This is a genomic window from Microcoleus sp. FACHB-1515, assembly GCF_014696105.1.
Classification (GTDB): Bacteria; Cyanobacteriota; Cyanobacteriia; order Elainellales; family Elainellaceae; genus JAAUTJ01.
The window spans coordinates 213,198-227,587 of record NZ_JACJPO010000066.1; the positions used below are offsets into that span (position 1 = coordinate 213,198).

The window sequence follows — 14,390 nt, forward strand, 5'->3', positions numbered from 1 at the left end:
TCATGCTGCAAACCCCGCAGGCTGGCAAACGAATTGCCGGAGTCGATGAAGTTGGGAGAGGAGCGCTGTTTGGGCCAGTTGTAGCTGCTGCCGTCATTCTTCCTGTCTCAGCGATTGAACCGCTCACGCTGGCTGGCGTCACAGACAGTAAGCGCTTAACGCCACAGCGTCGCACAATCCTCGCTGCTCAAATTCAGCAAACGGCAATTTGTCGTATTGGAATCGCTTCGGTACGCGAAATCGATCGCCTCAATATCCTGCAAGCGTCTCTGCTGGCAATGCGGCGATCGATTGTCCGTCTCGATCCAGCTCCAACCCTATGTCTGATCGATGGCAACCAACGAGTTCCAGGGCTGTCGATGCCACAGCAAACGATCGTCAAAGGCGATCAAACTTCGCTGGCAATTGCCGCTGCTAGCATCATCGCCAAAGTGTGGCGTGATGCTTTGCTCGATCGACTGGCGGCAAAATATCCGCAGTACGGTTTATCAACCAACAAGGGCTACGGCACGATCGGCCATCGTCAGGCGATCGCGCAATTTGGCGTAACAATCCACCATCGCCGCTCGTTTAGCCCCTGCCGCTAAGTCGGAAAGCTGAGACCCAGATTCGATCGAGCGGCTTCCGGCTGAGCTTCAAGCTGGACTGCTGCCCATTGCCGATAATCTTGCAGCAGATGGTGCGTCAATCGCTGCTTGATTGTCAGCAGCACGCTTTTTAACAAACCGTTGCCTGTCGCTTCCAGGATGGGGCGTGGCGTAAACCACAGTGCAGGCGGCAGCTCAACCTGCACATCGAGATCGGCTTGACCGCAAAGCATCGTGGTGTTGCGGAGCGATCGCGGCGACAATCGACCAACAAGCTTGAGGCTGAAGCGGCGATCGATGTATTCAACGCCGCGAATTTCACAGGCCGTTGATTCAACATGAATTGTACCATCGGCCTCCGACCACACGCGGATATCAACGGTCGGCTGAATGCTCAGCATCATAAAGCTCAACGGTCGCATCTTCAGGCGAAAACAGTCTTCGCCTAGCTGCTCAACCCGTGTTGGATCAACGAGCGCGGCAACAAGGCGTTGAGGCTGGCGCAAATAATGTTGAATTGGGATCGGCTGAGTAGTAACCGCAATTTCGACGGCCTGAATCGCGCTGAAGTGAATGTTCATGAAAATTGCTGCATTGTGATTACAGCATACGAGTATTTACATGATCCTTTACATTTATTTTACAAATCATTTTCAAGATGCAGAAATTTCTCAGAAAACTCTGACTTATTTATCATCTAGGCGATTGATTTTTGTACAGATGCAACAACTGCCCGGATTTTCACAGGACACTCAGTTTTAGGGCATAGTGTAAATCGCACTGAGATTTTCACCGCTTCGCGAAATGCACTATGGCAACGTCGATCGCCTATCTTGGTCCCCCCGGAACCTACGCAGAAGTCGCTGCCCTGCGCTGGAGTGCTCGACTTCATCAAGCAGGTGAAAATCCGACACTGCTTGCTTGTCCGAGCATTGCCCAAGCGCTACGAGCAGCCGCAACCGAACAGGCAGCATGGGCAGTCGTGCCTGTCGAAAATTCGATCGAGGGCAGTGTCACGATGACGCTCGATACACTCTGGCATCTCGATCGCCTCCAGGTGCAGCAAGCGCTAATTTTGCCAATTTCACACGCGCTGATTTCGCAAGCTCAGGCGTTCACTGAAATCAAAACGATCTATTCGCATCCACAAGCGCTGGCTCAGTGTCAAGATTGGCTGGAGCAACATTTGCCGACCGTTCAACTTGTGCCGACCAACTCGACAACCGAGGCACTTCAGCATCTAGAAGAAAACTTTTCGATCGGAGCGATCGCCTCTCAACGCGCCGCCGAACTTTACAATCTGCCAATTCTCGCGCATCCGATTAACGACCATCCCGACAACTGCACTCGCTTCTGGGTGATGAGTCTAAATCCGGCTCCGGGTGGCGATCATACTTCACTGGCGTTCAGTTTACCCGATCGCCCCGGCGCACTGGTTCAGCCGCTCCAGGCGTTTGCCAAACGCGAAATTAACCTCAGTCGCATTGAATCGCGTCCAACGAAGCGATCGCTGGGAGAATATCGCTTTTTCGTGGATATCGAGGCAGATTCAAGTCAGCCGATCGTGCAGGCGGCTTTAAGCGAACTAGCAGACTACACAGAAACCCTGAAAGTGTTTGGAAGCTATGCGCTAGCGTAGCTTGGCAGGTTTCGATTAATTCAGCGCATCCTTGAGAACGGTGCGGGCTGCAAGATGATTGCGCGTCGAGGTGAGAATTTCGGCTTCGCGCTCTAATCGTGCTGCCGTGCTTTGCATTTCGAGCAGGGCTTGCTGTTCGGGGGCTGCACCATGCAGATTTCCGGCGACCCAGTAGGAAAGCTCTAGCGGCAAGTCGGGAATATCGTTCGGAAGCTGAATGTCTTCGCTCATCAGCTTGGCGGACAGTCGCACGACATCGCGCAAAAGCTGATCGACTTCGCCTGCTAACGGTCGAAGGTCGCGATCGGTCGGTTCATCTTCAATCCACTCGACCAATCCGACGTAGTAAGGCTTTTGCCGCACATATTCGAGGACACGAAAGCGCTGCTGTCCTAAAGTGGCGATCTTCATGCGATCGTCTTGCAGCCGATGATAATCAATCACTTCGGCGCAGCAGCCAACGTTAGAAACTTTGCCGTCTACCGCATCGACCATCAAGACTCCAAAGCGGCGATCGCTCTGGAGGATGGTGTTCATCATGATCCGGTAGCGGAACTCAAAAATATGTAGCGGAAGTTGTCTGCCCGGAAACAGAACGACATCGGGCAGGGGAAATAGCGGAAGTTCGCGCACGGCAACCGAGGAAAATGTCATTGCAGTCTGATCCCTTGGGGGATTTACAAAGATTTAGAACAAAGCTGCGAATCGAAGGCGTTTAATAAAAGTTGTTAAGCAACCTTAATATATAGCTTATCGCATTGTTCCAATCCCTCAAGGGAGACACAAGGAGAATTTACTAGAGCTTCACTTCGATATCGACGCCCGCAGGCAGATCAAGCTTCATCAAAGCGTCGATCGTCTTGGAAGAAGGCTGATAGATATCGATGATGCGGCGATGTGTGCGCGTCTCGAAGTGTTCGCGGGAGTCTTTATCGACGTGGGGCGATCGCAGCAAGCAGTAGATGCGACGCTTGGTCGGGAGGGGAATGGGACCGATCGCAGTGGCATTCGTGCGATTGGCAGTATCGACGATCTTCTCGCAGGAGGTGTCGAGGAGGCGGCGATCGAAGGCTTTGAGCCGGATGCGAATTTTTTGCTGTTGAATCGTTGCCATGATCTTGAGTTTGGGCGACAAACGGACAAATATCAGCAGCCAGCCTTGCGACTGACTGCTGATCAATCAAATCAATTGTACAAGCAGCAGACTACTTGACGATTTTGGAGACGACGCCTGCACCGATCGTGCGGCCACCTTCACGGATGGCGAAGCGCATTCCCTGTTCGATGGCGATCGGGTTGATCAGTTCCACCGTCATTTTGATCCGGTCTCCCGGCATCACCATCTCGGCGGCGCTACCATCATCCGAGGTGAAGGCGGTGATCGTTCCGGTCACGTCGGTGGTGCGGACGTAGAACTGCGGGCGGTAGCCAGGGAAGAACGGCGTTTTGCGTCCGCCTTCCTTTTCTTGCAGCACGTACACTTCGCCTTCAAACTGCGTGTGAGGTGTAATCGAACCGGGCTTAGCCAGCACCATGCCGCGCTCGATGTCTTCCTTCTTCAAACCGCGCAGCAACAGACCTGCGTTGTCACCTGCCAAACCTTCGTCAAGGCTCTTCTTGAACATCTCGATACCCGTGACAGTGGTGCTGCGGGTGTTGCGGATGCCAACCAGTTCGACGGTGTCGTTAAGCTTGATTTTTCCACGCTCGATCCGGCCAGTGGCGACCGTACCGCGACCCGTGATCGTGAACACGTCTTCAACGGCCATCAAGAACGGCTTATCAACGTCACGCTCTGGCGTGGGGATGTAGGAATCCACAGCGTCCATGAGTTCATAGATTTTGTCTACCCACTCGTTGTCGCCGCGAGCCGTCTTCGGGTTGGCCTGCATTGCTTCCAATGCCATCAGGCCGGAACCGCGAATGATCGGGATGTCGTCACCGGGGAATTCGTAGTCGCTGAGCAATTCGCGCAGTTCGAGTTCCACCAGTTCGAGCAGTTCTTCGTCGTCAACTTGGTCAACCTTGTTTAGGAAGACGACCAAGCTGGGAACGCCAACCTGACGAGCCAGCAGGATATGCTCCTTCGTCTGGGGCATTGCACCGTCCGTTGCCGCAACGACGAGGATTGCGCCGTCCATTTGCGCTGCGCCCGTGATCATGTTCTTCACGTAGTCCGCGTGGCCGGGGCAGTCCACGTGAGCGTAGTGACGGCTTTCGGTTTGGTATTCGACGTGAGCCGTGTTGATCGTGATGCCGCGAGCTTTCTCTTCAGGAGCCGCGTCAATCTCGTCGTACTTCTTGGCTTGAGCGCCACCGCCCGCCGCCAGCGTCATCGTGATCGCTGCGGTGAGGGTGGTTTTGCCGTGATCGACGTGACCGATCGTGCCGATGTTGACGTGGGGTTTTGTCCGTTCAAACTTTGCGCGTGCCATGAATCTTTCCGTTCCTTTCTACTGATTAAGCGTTCCCTTTGTTCTTTGCGATGATCGTTTCAGCCACGCTGCGAGGCACCTCTTCGTAGTGGCTAAACTCCATCGAGAATATGCCCCGACCCTGGGTGTTAGACCGGATATCAGTAGCATATCCAAACATCCGCTCAAGGGGAACCTTGGCTGACACCTTGGCAAGTCCCGTTTCTGAGCTTTGACCTTCGATCTGTCCGCGTCGCGAGATCAAGTCGCCAATCACCGTTCCCAAAAAGTCATCAGGAACTTCGACTTCAACTTTCATCATCGGCTCTAGCAGGACGGGCGAAGCCTTTTGCACCGCCTCTTTGATCGCCATCGATCCGGCGATCTTAAAGGCCATTTCCGAAGAGTCTACATCGTGGTAAGAACCATCCACCATCGTCGCTTTCAGATCGATGACCGGATAGCCCGCAATGATTCCCGATTCGCAAGCTTCCTTCATGCCTTGCTCAGCAGGGCCGATGTATTCCTTGGGCACAACGCCACCAACGATCTTCGAGACGAACTCAAAGCCCGTTCCGACTTCGCCCGGTTCCACTTCGATCACAACATGGCCGTATTGACCTTTACCACCCGACTGACGGACAAACTTGCCTTCAGCGCGGACAGGCTTGCGGATCGTTTCGCGATAGGCGACTTGCGGTGCGCCGACGTTGGCTTCGACCTTGAATTCGCGCAGCATTCGATCGACCAGAATTTCCAGGTGCAACTCGCCCATTCCGGCGATCACCGTCTGATTCGTTTCGGGATCAACGCTGACGCGGAAGGTCGGGTCTTCTTCAGACAGCGATTGCAGTGCCTTGGAAAGCTTTTCCATGTCCTGCTTCGTCTTCGGCTCGACCGCTACCGAAATCACAGGTTCCGGGATGAACAGCGACTCCAAAATGACCGGAGCGTTGTCGTCGCTGATCGTGTCACCTGTGAAGGTGTCCTTCAGACCGAGTGCCGCACCCAAGTCGCCCGCCCGAAGCTCATCGACTTCAATGCGATCGTCCGCCTTCAACACGATCAAACGGGAGATCCGCTCTTTCTTGCCTTTCGACGAGTTCAACACATAGCTGCCCTTCTTGAGGACACCAGAGTAAACGCGCACGAAGGTCAAGCGACCATAGGGATCGGCCATGATTTTGAAGGCCAAAGCCGACAGCGGTTCTGAATCGTCGGCGTGGCGGACAGTGGTTTCGCCATCCGGCAGCGTTCCCTGAATCGGGGGAACATCGATCGGCGCAGGCAGATAGTCTACGACCGCATCGAGCATGAGCTGAACACCTTTGTTCTTGAAGGCCGAACCGCAGAGCATCGGGACGATCGATCCGTCGATCGTGCCCTTCCGCAGCGCCGTCCGAATTTCTTCCTCGGTGAGTTCTTCGCCTTCGAGGTACTTCTCAGTCAGAGCGTCATCGGTTTCTGCGACTGATTCGATCAGCTTGGTGCGATATTCTTCGACCAAGTCGGCCATGTCAGCCGGAATGTCCGTCACTTCGATGTCCGTACCGATATCATTCTTGTAGATATAGGCTTTCATCCGCACCAGATCGACAATGCCTTTGAAATCCGACTCAGCACCGATCGGCAACTGAATCGGCACGGCATTGGCTCTAAGTCGGTCGCGAATTTGACCATAGACCTTATAGAAGTTGGCTCCGGTGCGATCCATTTTGTTGACGAAGACAAAGCGCGGCACACTGTACCGATCCGCTTGCCGCCACACCGTCTCAGACTGAGGCTGAACGCCGCCCACCGAACAGAACACCGCGATCACACCGTCCAGAACGCGCATCGATCGCTCGACTTCGATCGTGAAGTCAACGTGTCCGGGCGTGTCGATAATGTTGATTTGATGTTCCGGTTCGCCTGCGAGTGGCTGAGTCGGATTTTCGGGATCGCGGCGCGTCCAGGTGGTGCTGATCGCAGCGGCGGTGATGGTGATTCCCCGCTCGCGCTCTTGCGCCATCCAGTCCGTTACGGCTGTCCCTTCATGAACTTCGCCAATTTTGTGAACCACGCCGGAATAAAACAGAATGCGTTCTGTCGTTGTTGTTTTGCCCGCGTCGATGTGCGCGGCAATTCCGATATTCCGTGTCCGTTCAAGTGGGACGTTACGTGCCACAGTTACCTCCTTAAACTGCCGCAGGGCTTCTTTTGCGGCTCTATTAAGATTTTATACTTTTTTGCCCTTGACAGGGCGATCGACCTTCAGCTAGAAGCGCTAAATCTGGCATCCATAGAACGCCAGATTCGGAGATCCACATTCGACCGAACTTCAGTAGCGCCGAGCCTAGTAGCGATAGTGGGCAAATGCCTTGTTCGCTTCGGCCATCCGGTGCGTTTCTTCGCGGCGGCGAATTGCGCTTCCGGTTTCGTTGGCGGCATCCATCAGTTCGTTCGCCAGTTTGCCTGCCATCGTTCGGCCTGCACGAGCGCGAGAGAACTGGGTGAGCCAGCGCAGAGCCAAGGCAGTACCGCGATCGCTCCGCACTTCCATCGGAACCTGATAGGTTGCACCACCGACCCGACGCGCCTTGACTTCAACTAAGGGCGTGGCGTTCTTCACTGCTCTTTCAAAGGTTTCGAGCGGATCGCCACCCGTGCGCTCTTCGATGATCTTGAACGCATCATAAATGATGTTGAAGGCGATCGATTTTTTACCGCTGTTCATCAGACGGCGTACCATCATCGTGACGAGACGGCTGTTGTGGACGGGATCGGGCGGAATCGGGCGCTTGGGGATTTTTGTGCGACGGGACATAGACTTCTTGCAGTGAAAAGGTTAATTAGGATTTGGGACGCTTGGCGCCATATTTCGATCGACCTTGCATCCGGTTTTTGACGCCGACCGTATCGAGCGTACCGCGAATGATGTGATAGCGGACTCCCGGCAAATCTTTGACCCGTCCGCCGCGAATCATCACAACCGAGTGTTCCTGAAGGTTGTGCCCAATGCCCGGAATGTACGCCGTCACTTCAAAACCGGAAGTCAAGCGCACCCGTGCCACCTTACGCAGTGCGGAGTTCGGCTTTTTGGGCGTGGTTGTGTAAACGCGGGTGCAAACGCCTCGACGCTGAGGGCAGCTTTTGAGGGCGGGTGACTTGGTTTTCTGTGTGGTTTTCTGGCGCTCGTCGCGAATAAGCTGTTGAATCGTGGGCATGAGTTACCGTCAGGCTGTTTTTTGCGGGGATGAACTTGCAACGATCTCTAATCGTAGCGATCGATTTGCCATTGTGTCAAATGCAAGATCGTCAAAGGCTTTGAGTCAGCTTGCCAGCCGCAACCTACAAAGAAGTTTAATTATGTCAGTTCTATACCTACGGCTAATCCCAACAAGTTTGCACTACATTCCTCCAGAATCAACCCATTCGGTGGCACAAGAGGCGCTTTCGCGTTTGTTTCCAGAAGGTGATATTTATCTAGAAGTTTACAAAACGACAGAATTTATTGATCAAGGAGAAAACTTCGAGTACGTGCGCTGTCCTTTTTGCGGGGCAGATTTAGTAGCTTGGTGGGGAGATGCGATGGACGCAGCCTATGAAGCCGCATTTGAGGATTTGTCCATCACCACACCTTGCTGTCACCAACAAACCTCGCTAGAGAAGCTTGACTACAGAGCACCAGCAGGATTTGCTCGCTTCGTATTGTCAGTACGCAATCCAAATAGAGGAGATCTAACAGAAAGAGAAATCGAGTTAATCGAAACGATACTCAACTGTAAATTGAAACAAGTCTGGGCAATGTACTGATGCAGCGAAGCGATCGAATTAGCGATGGATCGAATGGCGGAAGTCGCTACAACTAATCTAAGTAGCTTGACTATCCTAATCGTAACTTCTTTACTTAGGAAACCTCTAATAATATCGCTCGAGCAAAACAAATCAATTGTTCTTCAGTTCTACAAAGCTTTTGACGATCGCAACATCGAACAAGCATTCGTACTTCTCGCGCCTAACTTCATTGCTCATCTGGATAGAGTTCCTGAACTGCTCAACAGTGAAGGCTTCAAGCAATTTGGAATGTCGTTCTACTCGACTTTTATGAACGGTCAGCATCGGTTTGATAAGGTAATGTTGCAGACAATAAGGTCGTTACCTGTGGAACCTTTACGGCAAGACATTCAGGTGAATTTCAAGGATTGCCTGCAACAGGTAAACAAATTCAGTTAGCGGTGATGCACATCGATCGCGTTGAGAGCGGCAAAATTGTCGAGCATTGGGGACAAGGCGATGCACAGGGTTTAATGCAGCAGTTGGGCATTATGTTTCTACCGAGTTCTAAACTTCTACCGCAGATTGCTAGAAACTCGATCGCTAAGCTGTTTAAGAAGAAGGCTTGATTTCGATTTGGGGCGATCGCTACAACAATTGCAAACTAGAGAACAGCAATTACCGAACGCGACCGACGATGAATTTGAGATAGCGGCCTTCGGGGAATTGGGCGGGGACGGGATGATCGATCGCCTGTCCTGCCTCGTGAATAATTTGCACCTGTTTCTGACAGTTTCCGCCTGCCGTCGCCAGCATTTCCTTAAAGGCTTCTGGGCTAATTTGGCTGGTGCAGCTTGCCGTGACGAGAAAGCCACCGGGAGCAACACAGCGGAGGGCAAGCGCGTTGAGCTTGGTGTAGGCGCGGAGGGCGGCGAAGCGATTTTGCTTGCTTTTGGCGAAGCTGGGCGGGTCGAGGATGACGATATCGAAAGTTTTTTGAGAAACGATCGAATCGAGCCAGTCGAAACAGTCTGCGGTGACGAACGTGTGGCGATCGACATCCAGCGCATTCAAGCAAACATTAATCTCGGCAGCTTCCGCTAAACCTTTGCCGATGTCAAGGCTAGTGACGTGACTAGCTCCGCCTCGCAGCGCGTAGAGCGAGAATGCGCCCGTGTAGCAAAAGCAGTTGAGGACGGTGCGATCGCGGCTCATGCCTTCGACGAAACGGCGATTGTCGCGATGGTCGAGAAATAATCCGGTTTTCTGTCCGGTTTGCAGATTCACCTGAAATTGCAGGCCGTATTCGCGGACGACGAGATCGATCGGGGGATTTTTGCCCCAGAGGAGCTGCGTTTTTCCGGTTGATTCGGTGTCTCGAATGCTTCGCAGACCTTCGTTAGCGATATGTTGCGATCGCAGCACGATTCCCTGAAGGGGCACACCTTGCAAGGAAGCGATCGACTTGAGCGCATCGACGAGCCAATCGAGCAGAACCGTTGCGCCTTCCATATAGGTTTGGACGACGGCAAATTCACCGTACAAATCGACCGTGATACCGGGAAGACCGTCGCCTTCACCAAATAGCCAGCGATAGGCGGTGCAGTCTTGCTGGCGGAGGGGCGATCGCAGTGAGTACGCCGCTTTCACCTGATCGCGCAGCCAGTGAGCATCGGGAAGTTGGCGAGTGGAGAAGATGCGGATGGCGAGCGACCCTTTCGCGTCCCAGAGTCCGAAGCCTGTCCAGTTGGCGCAGCGGACTTTCACCCAGGTTCCAGACGGCAGATGCACATCGGGCGGAACGTGATTGCGGTAGACCCAGGGATGGCCTTGCGCTAATCGCTCTTTGAGCGTGGGAGAGAGTCGAATTTCGCGCAGCGGCATGGGTGCGATCGAGCGAGGTGAATTAAATAATTCTATCTTGAGATTATTGAAGCGTTAAAAGCAGCCAGAAGTGCAATAATTATCAAACTTCTGATTGCTTTTATTGAGGTTGAACAGAGCGCAATTTTTGCGATCGCGCTCCAACTTTTTACAGCGTGGTAATCACCTTCAAAAACTCTTCAGTCAGGTCAGTTTCACAACGCTGGCTAAACAAAACGCCTGCCAAACAATACATTTGGCTGGAATAGAATGCTTGATCTTGCTCGCGCATTTCGGTAATGCGAGATTTCACTTTTGGATCAGAACTGTAGTAGCCAAACGGCAGCGGTGAAACTAGAAAATTGCTGACGCAGTAACCTTGTTTTTCAGCGAAATCGATCAGTCCTTTCGGATTGGAATAGCTTGATATCATCATCATCGCTTCGTCGTAGCCGAGTTCGAGCAGTTTTTTGGTGATGGTGATGCCGTCGATGCCGCCATGTAGCAGCGGTTGATAAAGGTTGTTGTCGATCGCAGGCAAATAAGGCGGATTAGAAATAATTACCGAAGCGATCGGTCGATCAGCCTCAAAAAATGAAGTGTTGTAAAGCTGATAGTGCGGTTCTAGCTCATATTCCTGGACGCGAGCGCTCGCAATTTCGCAGGCCGAAGCGTTTAGTTCAAAGCCGTGTACTGTGCCGTTAAAGTCCGATCGCAGCAGCGCTTTGATTACGGGAGAGCCGTCCCCAGAGCCGAATTCAACGATCGCATCTCGATCGACACGATTGTTCAAAACCATTGATTCTAAGCAGTAAGAATAAAAGTTTGACTCTTCCGGGCAGAAGAAAACTTCTCGAAGCGACTTCTGAGCGGAGCCGTGACGACGCGCGTTAGATGAGAGAACCATACAAAAGTTTTTCAACAACTCTTTGAAAGTTAAAATTTTGCTCGCACGAAGAGCATCTACCTTTAGGAGTGTTACTAAATTAACAGAATATTAGTTCCCGCCGTGATCTTACGGCGGAACAACTTTTGTATCTTTCTCGCAATTACAGGCTGTAAGATGCTAAAAGTTGCACAAACTAGGCTAGAAGGAAGGGTCACATCTCTTTGAATCGATCGAAGCTCAAGTAAACACTTTGAAGTTACTTCTACATCATTGTACTTATTGCTACAAAGTCTAATTAGCTTACGGATAAGACAGTCATGACAAACTCCTTTTCTTCTGAAATCAGCGATCGCATTTGCGCTCACATGAATGACGACCATGCTGATGCGATCGTGCTGTATGCTCGCGTGTTTGGTGGTGCGGAGAATGCGATCGCTGCCCAAATGGAAAAAATTGATGCTCAAGGTATGGATTTAATGGTTCAAACTGAGTCAGAAACCACGCCCATTCGCATCACTTTTGACCACGAATTGAAAGATTCTGAAGATGCCCATCATACTCTGATTGATATGGTGAAGCAGGCTCGCAAACTGTCAGTGTAGTTCGTCAAACTATCAATAAAGATCACGACAGCAATCTAACTGCACTGAGCGATCGAAATGGGAATTAGCATGATTGGAATGCTCACTTCCTACAGCGGCATTCAGCAAAGCGATTGGCTCTGGCAGCAAACGCCACATCCGTTTGGACGTTGGGGCAACATTCAGATGCAGGCAACCGCAGCGCAACCGGATTTCTTGCTGCTATATAACTGCCATGATTTCGATTGCTCTCCGGCTCAATTCAACAAATTAAAAAAAATATTCAATTGGCAATTTCATCACTCTTTGAGTGAAGCTGAAATTCAAAAAAAACTTAACTATTTACCAAAAGAACGAATTATCTCTTTATGGCGAGAACCGCCGTTTGAAGAGAAGCGATCGCAACGAATCGCAGGCTATGCGCTTTCAGAACACTACTGCGGTTATGTTTCTGGTCCCGATAAATTTGCTCCGATTCCCGACTATATGCCTGCGATTTGGTATCACGTGAATTCGTTTCGAGAATTCGCTGAAATGCCCGCACCAGCGAAAACTCGATCGTGTTCTTGGATTACATCGGGAATCGATCGCACCGCAAATCATCGGCAACGACTCGCTTTTTTACAGCAGCTCCAGCAACAGTTTGAATTTGATTTGTATGGGCGCGGTTTACCTGATTGGGTGAAGAGTAAAGGAGTGCTTGCGAATAAATGGAACGGCATGGCTCCGTATTTTTATAATCTGGCGATCGAAAACTACGCCGAGAACGAATGGTACGCCACTGAAAAGCTTTGGGATGCGTTATTAGCTTGGTGTTTACCGATTTACTACGGCGGTTCTGCTGCCGATCGCCTCTTACCGCCAGGAAGTTTTTTGCGTTTGCCCAGCTTTGACCAAGCCGGAATTGATTTTATTCGGGAAGTGACCGCCACACCGGATGCTTGGATGGCGGCACACGGCGCGATCGCGCAAGCCAGAGAGATAATTTTATACGAATTAAACTTACTAAACTGGCTATCAAACTATGTCGGAAGTTTGTAGGTCAGTCACCTTCATCAAACAGCAAGGCATTACTTAAGGCAGCAATCGAAGTCTCTTAATGTTCCCATGTGACCTTACCAACTTCGATCGACTCTTTGGCGCTAGGGCAGGCGATCGCTTATCTGACTGACGATCGGCAATCTCAACGATTTGCGCTGCCACAGTCGCACCATCAGCCAGAAATTGACCAAAAAGTAGCCTGACGAGAGCAAACTACTCATCACCAGCAGCGGCAGCGCCATCGTATCGCTGGTTTGCGCTCCGGTTCCCAGCAGCACATAGCCCAGCAGCCAAGCCATCGCCAGCGTGATCACCAAACGGCTGAGCGATCGCTGTTCGCGACTGCCGCGCCCGCGATACAGCGTCCACAGAGCGGGGAAAAAGCCAACAACAGGGACAAGGTAGATAAACAGCCGCAGATGATTGATGTTTTCAGTGCCAAAGCGATCGGGTTTCATGGGCAGGGCAACCGTTGAGCGCGTCCGGATTGATTTGCAATAGGTCGAGGGCGAGATTGCTGCTTCTAGCCTATCGATTTTGGCAGCGGTTGTATGACCCGTGCATCTAGTGTGAAATCGATTGAGGAACAACCTGCGCGGTGCGATCGTCGCAGCAACGACAAAGGCAAATTGTCTGCTGGCGATTCAGTATTCGCTAGAGAACGAGTTAGTATGCTAGGGATAGTGTGCATCTGAAATTAAATTTATTGTTTGGTTGCAATCGATTTTAAGTTGGTTGTGGCTAGAGATATGATCAAGCCGTGTTCTTATTTGCCGGGGTTGCCTATGGCTCGCTACACCAGTCTCTTTACAATCGCCGTTTCGATCGACAGCCTGCGGCTTTTGCTGATTGATCTGCTTAAATCTTGCCAGTTTGACATTATTTATGATTCTGGTGACTATCTGGTTGCCCGTGAAACTCCGGGGCGCGTTTCCTACGCCAAGCTCGTCACCGTCGAAGTGCTGATCGATCGCTTTCCGACCACTGATGACGAAGTGCGGATGAACTTCGTGGTAAAAAACGAAGAATTGCCCCTGAAGGTCGATAACCACTGCCGTCAAGTGTTTAATCAGGTGAATCAGGCGATCGCAGAAAATCGCCAGTGGCACTTAATCGAAAGCGCCGCTAGCTAGAGCGGCGCTTTGCAGGCGATTGAAGCGAACAGCTTATTCTTCGGGGTCGCCCACCATACCGGGACTGATCAAGGTAATGTCAAACTCATCGGGCGGCACGGTGGCAACCGCATCGCGCTTGAGCAGATAGTAGATCGCGTGAACCTGCGGGCCAAATACAATTTTGTCTTCGTCTTGCAGGTTATGAGCTTGCAGCTTGCGACCGTTGATCAGCAGGCCATTGGCGCTAGGTTTGCCCTTGAGGTTGCCATCGACAATGCGATAGTAGTAGCTTCCGTCTTCGTTGGGCAACTGCACCAGCGTGGCATGACGACGTGACACAAACTGAGACACCAGGCGAATATCGCACTTGGCGTCTCGACCGATCGAATAAACAGGGCTGTCGAGCGTGAACTCGCGCCGCCCTTTGTTGTCTTCAATGATGAGCAGATGATTTTGATGCGGTTCTGATGCCATTGGTGAAGCTGGTAGTGCGACGACAAGGAAC

At 51.8% G+C, this 14,390-nt stretch carries 17 protein-coding genes and 1 pseudogene; 7 read left to right on the forward strand and 11 right to left on the reverse strand.

Translation table 11 applies throughout. The features are described 5' to 3' along the window. Nucleotides 1-2: 2 nt before the first annotated feature. Nucleotides 3-587, forward strand: a complete 585-nt coding sequence (locus H6F67_RS23240) for a ribonuclease HII (RefSeq protein ID WP_190769030.1) — start codon at nt 3-5, stop codon at nt 585-587. On the opposite strand, the gene H6F67_RS23245 is transcribed toward H6F67_RS23240, so the two are convergent. Continuing rightward, nucleotides 584-1,168: a DUF1997 domain-containing protein gene (locus H6F67_RS23245; RefSeq protein ID WP_190769031.1), complete on the reverse strand. Its 585-nt coding sequence runs from the start codon at nt 1,166-1,168 to the stop codon at nt 584-586. The genes H6F67_RS23240 and H6F67_RS23245 overlap by 4 nt on opposite strands. A 230-nt stretch (nt 1,169-1,398) precedes the next feature. Here H6F67_RS23245 and pheA point away from each other — a divergent pair, with 230 nt between their 5' ends. After that, nucleotides 1,399-2,226 (forward strand): prephenate dehydratase, encoded by an 828-nt coding sequence (gene pheA / locus H6F67_RS23250; RefSeq protein WP_190769032.1) that lies wholly within the window; start codon nt 1,399-1,401, stop codon nt 2,224-2,226. 15 nt (nt 2,227-2,241) lie between these two features. Here the strand turns inward: pheA and H6F67_RS23255 are convergent, their stop codons facing one another. From H6F67_RS23255 to rpsL, 6 genes are all read right to left on the reverse strand, one after another. Next, entirely contained in the window at nt 2,242-2,880 is a 639-nt protein-coding gene (locus H6F67_RS23255) for an LON peptidase substrate-binding domain-containing protein (protein ID WP_190769033.1), read from the reverse strand. Nucleotides 2,881-3,022: 142 nt separating this feature from the next. Further along, nucleotides 3,023-3,331 carry a 30S ribosomal protein S10 gene (rpsJ, locus tag H6F67_RS23260; protein WP_272120102.1) on the reverse strand — a complete coding sequence of 103 codons (309 nt, stop codon included), beginning with the start codon at nt 3,329-3,331 and terminating at the stop codon, nt 3,023-3,025. Nucleotides 3,332-3,431: 100 nt separating this feature from the next. Beyond that, nucleotides 3,432-4,661, reverse strand: coding sequence for an elongation factor Tu (tuf, locus tag H6F67_RS23265; RefSeq protein WP_190769034.1), 1,230 nt, complete (start codon nt 4,659-4,661; stop codon nt 3,432-3,434). Nucleotides 4,662-4,686: 25 nt separating this feature from the next. Then, nucleotides 4,687-6,807, reverse strand: coding sequence for an elongation factor G (fusA, locus tag H6F67_RS23270; protein ID WP_190769035.1), 2,121 nt, complete (start codon nt 6,805-6,807; stop codon nt 4,687-4,689). Nucleotides 6,808-6,975: 168 nt separating this feature from the next. Next, on the reverse strand, nt 6,976-7,446 hold the full coding sequence (gene rpsG / locus H6F67_RS23275) for a 30S ribosomal protein S7 (protein ID WP_190769036.1): 471 nt from the start codon (nt 7,444-7,446) through the stop codon (nt 6,976-6,978). A 25-nt stretch (nt 7,447-7,471) separates the two neighbouring features. Then, a complete protein-coding gene (gene rpsL / locus H6F67_RS23280) occupies nt 7,472-7,846 on the reverse strand; it encodes a 30S ribosomal protein S12 (RefSeq protein ID WP_190769037.1) in 375 nt (124 codons plus the stop codon). Between rpsL and H6F67_RS23285 the strand changes: the two genes are divergently transcribed. Then, nucleotides 7,845-8,435, forward strand: coding sequence for a hypothetical protein (locus H6F67_RS23285; RefSeq protein ID WP_190769038.1), 591 nt, complete (start codon nt 7,845-7,847; stop codon nt 8,433-8,435). The two genes, rpsL and H6F67_RS23285, sit on opposite strands and share 2 nt — an antisense overlap. A 338-nt stretch (nt 8,436-8,773) precedes the next feature. Then, nucleotides 8,774-9,025: pseudogene (locus tag H6F67_RS27430) on the forward strand (ester cyclase); the annotation flags it as partial. Between the two features lie 49 nt (nt 9,026-9,074). Here H6F67_RS27430 and H6F67_RS23295 read toward each other — a convergent pair. Then, on the reverse strand, nt 9,075-10,280 hold the full coding sequence (locus H6F67_RS23295; RefSeq protein WP_190769039.1) for a class I SAM-dependent rRNA methyltransferase: 1,206 nt from the start codon (nt 10,278-10,280) through the stop codon (nt 9,075-9,077). Nucleotides 10,281-10,428: 148 nt separating this feature from the next. After that, entirely contained in the window at nt 10,429-11,058 is a 630-nt protein-coding gene (locus tag H6F67_RS23300) for an SAM-dependent methyltransferase (protein WP_242020759.1), read from the reverse strand. A 407-nt stretch (nt 11,059-11,465) separates the two neighbouring features. Between H6F67_RS23300 and H6F67_RS23305 the strand changes: the two genes are divergently transcribed. Then, complete coding sequence (locus H6F67_RS23305; RefSeq protein ID WP_190769041.1) at nt 11,466-11,750, forward strand: DUF2470 domain-containing protein; 285 nt, start codon at nt 11,466-11,468, stop codon at nt 11,748-11,750. A gap of 57 nt (nt 11,751-11,807) precedes the next feature. Then, nucleotides 11,808-12,770 (forward strand): glycosyltransferase family 10 domain-containing protein, encoded by a 963-nt coding sequence (locus tag H6F67_RS23310; RefSeq protein ID WP_190769042.1) that lies wholly within the window; start codon nt 11,808-11,810, stop codon nt 12,768-12,770. A 101-nt stretch (nt 12,771-12,871) separates the two neighbouring features. Here the strand turns inward: H6F67_RS23310 and H6F67_RS23315 are convergent, their stop codons facing one another. Beyond that, nucleotides 12,872-13,228, reverse strand: a complete 357-nt coding sequence (locus tag H6F67_RS23315; protein ID WP_190769043.1) for a hypothetical protein — start codon at nt 13,226-13,228, stop codon at nt 12,872-12,874. A gap of 327 nt (nt 13,229-13,555) precedes the next feature. Here H6F67_RS23315 and H6F67_RS23320 point away from each other — a divergent pair, with 327 nt between their 5' ends. Beyond that, the gene (locus H6F67_RS23320; protein WP_190769044.1) at nt 13,556-13,903 is read left to right on the forward strand and encodes a hypothetical protein; all 348 of its coding nucleotides are present in this window, start codon (nt 13,556-13,558) and stop codon (nt 13,901-13,903) included. A gap of 33 nt (nt 13,904-13,936) precedes the next feature. Here H6F67_RS23320 and H6F67_RS23325 read toward each other — a convergent pair whose 3' ends face one another. Continuing rightward, on the reverse strand, nt 13,937-14,359 hold the full coding sequence (locus H6F67_RS23325) for an FHA domain-containing protein (protein WP_190769045.1): 423 nt from the start codon (nt 14,357-14,359) through the stop codon (nt 13,937-13,939). Nucleotides 14,360-14,390: the final 31 nt, after the last annotated feature.

Bases quoted from the DNA above. Each gene is read 5' to 3' on its own strand.
- H6F67_RS23240 (WP_190769030.1), top strand. From the start codon at position 3: ATGCTGCAAACCCCGCAGGCTGGCAAACGAATTGCCGGAGTCGATGAA.
- H6F67_RS23245 (WP_190769031.1), bottom strand. From the start codon at position 1,168: ATGAACATTCACTTCAGCGCGATTCAGGCCGTCGAAATTGCGGTTACT.
- pheA (WP_190769032.1), top strand. From the start codon at position 1,399: ATGGCAACGTCGATCGCCTATCTTGGTCCCCCCGGAACCTACGCAGAA.
- H6F67_RS23255 (WP_190769033.1), bottom strand. From the start codon at position 2,880: ATGACATTTTCCTCGGTTGCCGTGCGCGAACTTCCGCTATTTCCCCTG.
- tuf (WP_190769034.1), bottom strand. From the start codon at position 4,661: ATGGCACGCGCAAAGTTTGAACGGACAAAACCCCACGTCAACATCGGC.
- rpsG (WP_190769036.1), bottom strand. From the start codon at position 7,446: ATGTCCCGTCGCACAAAAATCCCCAAGCGCCCGATTCCGCCCGATCCC.
- H6F67_RS23285 (WP_190769038.1), top strand. From the start codon at position 7,845: ATGAGTTACCGTCAGGCTGTTTTTTGCGGGGATGAACTTGCAACGATC.
- rpsL (WP_190769037.1), bottom strand. From the start codon at position 7,846: ATGCCCACGATTCAACAGCTTATTCGCGACGAGCGCCAGAAAACCACA.
- H6F67_RS23295 (WP_190769039.1), bottom strand. From the start codon at position 10,280: ATGCCGCTGCGCGAAATTCGACTCTCTCCCACGCTCAAAGAGCGATTA.
- H6F67_RS23300 (WP_242020759.1), bottom strand. From the start codon at position 11,058: ATGGTTTTGAACAATCGTGTCGATCGAGATGCGATCGTTGAATTCGGC.
- H6F67_RS23305 (WP_190769041.1), top strand. From the start codon at position 11,466: ATGACAAACTCCTTTTCTTCTGAAATCAGCGATCGCATTTGCGCTCAC.
- H6F67_RS23310 (WP_190769042.1), top strand. From the start codon at position 11,808: ATGGGAATTAGCATGATTGGAATGCTCACTTCCTACAGCGGCATTCAG.
- H6F67_RS23315 (WP_190769043.1), bottom strand. From the start codon at position 13,228: ATGAAACCCGATCGCTTTGGCACTGAAAACATCAATCATCTGCGGCTG.
- H6F67_RS23320 (WP_190769044.1), top strand. From the start codon at position 13,556: ATGGCTCGCTACACCAGTCTCTTTACAATCGCCGTTTCGATCGACAGC.
- H6F67_RS23325 (WP_190769045.1), bottom strand. From the start codon at position 14,359: ATGGCATCAGAACCGCATCAAAATCATCTGCTCATCATTGAAGACAAC.